This is a genomic window from Microcystis sp. M53603_WE2 (genome assembly GCF_030065435.1).
In genome coordinates, this window is sequence record NZ_JASJFF010000940.1 from 1 (window position 1) to 2,157 (window position 2,157).

The window sequence follows — 2,157 nt, forward strand, 5'->3', positions numbered from 1 at the left end:
AATCCAACTTGAAAAACCCGCTCCCTTCTCCCCACTGCTGTAACAAAAAACAACTATCCCCCGATAGCGATCGCTAAAGGTCGAATAATTGTAAATTTTTGTCAAGGGGTGCGGTCAGACAGAGGAATCATCGCTAGAATGAGCCTAATTGTCAGGAATTTAGTTAACCAAGGTTTTTGGCAATATGCTAATCTGGCTAAGACGCTTTTGGGGTTGATATAGGGAAAAGTTCCGGCAATCGCGCCTAAATGGGGTGATATACACAAGGTTGACCTATATCGTTACTCTGGAGAGTTTTACGCAGAAAGTTGACCTATAATATGTAGTTGGTTCTATCATTTAGAAAATTGGAGAATAAATGAAAAAATATTCATTCTGGAACAATAAAGGTGGTACAGGAAAGACAAGTTTGGCATTTCAAGCTGTCACGATGTTTGCAGAAAATAATACAGACAAACGTATTTTAGTTATTGACCTTTGTCCTCAAGGGAACTTGTCTGAATTATTATTAGGCGGCCTTACTGGCTCTGGAAGCAAAAATCTCAACTCGTTACATAACAACCAGCCGAGGAAAAGTGTTGGGGGTTATTTTCAGGAAAGATTACCATCACCATATGCAATGCCACAGATAAATCATGATAATTTCATATCTAATCCAACCCACTTTAACAAGAGTATCCCTGTCAATATTGACCTTTTGGCTGGTGATGCTTTGGTTGAATTACAGTCAAACGCAATTACAACATTAGCTAATACCCAAATCCCTGGGACAAACACATGGTTAAAAGTAATCGACTGGGCCAATGATTTTGTTGCATTGGTTGCTGATAATTATGACTTTCTTTTTATTGATGCTAATCCAAGTTTTTCTATTTACACTCAAATTGCTTTGGCAGCAACCGATTCAATGATTTTACCTGTTATGGCGGATGATTCTTCCAGAAGAGCAGTGCAAAATGCCTTTGCATTAGTTCAGGGAATAAATTTACCTTCTCCAATTTATCAACAACATAACTTTTCATCCCAACTTCAAGCTGCTGGTCGAAGTGCCCCGAAATTCCATTTATTCCCTAAAAATAGACTAACGCAATATATGGGGCCTGCATCGGCCTATTTTGCCGTACTAACAGAAATTGACACAATGATTGGCTCAATTCTACAGACGGATCCAAATGTTGTGACGTTTACTACCCTTGCTGATGCTGTGGTCGATATTCGAGATTTTCAGACAACAGGCGTAGTTGCTTTTGCCCAAGGGTTGCCATTTTCAAAAATGTCGTCTGGAATCTATAAGCTTCCAGGACGAGAGGTACAAGTCCGTGCAGATTACCTTGACAATTGTATTAAGGCCATGAAGACTCTGGTTGCAAAACTTTAGATCGCCGATCTTGTAGTGCGATCGCCGATCTTGTAGGGTGCGTTCCCTAATGCAAGTCCCACTGCTCCAGCGATCGATTTTGGGGAACGCACCATGCCCATTGATTGAAGCTGTGGGTTTAAGTGCGATGCCGCTCTTGTAGGCCCAGTTGGAGAATGTTAGCGAAGATTCCCGATGTTTAGGTTAAAATAGAGGGCAAAAGTTGCCACAGGGTCAAGCCAATGACAGTTCGACAACCCCGCTACAGCAAAGAAGAATTCCCTCGACGTGGTAATGAGATTTATGAATCTCAGGTACGTTCTCAAGTGGAGGAGGGAAATCAGGGGAGAATTGTGGCGATCGACATCGAAACTGGAGCGTTTGAGCTTGCCGACGATACGATTACTGCTACCGATCATCTCTATGAGCGTGTCCCTGATGCTCAACCTTGGGTGATTCGGATTGGACATAGAGCCGTCTTCCGTTTTGGCAGTCGCAGTCAGAGAAAGCCCTTATGATGTTGTGTGGGGATGGGTCTTTTGTATGGCTTTAAACTTCAGATTGAGGCAGTGGAAGGTGGGCGCGTTACAATTAAAGCGCTATGACTCAGCCAAAGTTATCGGTGAAGACGGTCTAACTTTACCGTTATACTGAATCGGTTTTTAATAGCATGATTAACCCCCAATCCAACTTGAAAAACCCGCTCCCTTCTCCCCGCCCTCCTATACCTTTTAAACAGGATTTAGTATGACTATCTAGGGTTTGCTGAATAAGTACGGGCGAAGCATTCGGATAGAAAA

Annotated in this window: 2 protein-coding genes; both read left to right on the plus strand. The window is 42.4% G+C overall.

The features are described 5' to 3' along the window. The first annotated feature begins 358 nt into the window (after window positions 1–358). Window positions 359–1,378, plus strand: coding sequence for a ParA family protein (locus PX481_RS19865; protein ID WP_288095609.1), 1,020 nt, complete (start codon window positions 359–361; stop codon window positions 1,376–1,378). A 221-nt stretch (window positions 1,379–1,599) separates the two neighbouring features. Then, entirely contained in the window at window positions 1,600–1,875 is a 276-nt protein-coding gene (locus PX481_RS19870) for a hypothetical protein (RefSeq protein ID WP_288095611.1), read from the plus strand. Window positions 1,876–2,157 lie beyond the last annotated feature (282 nt).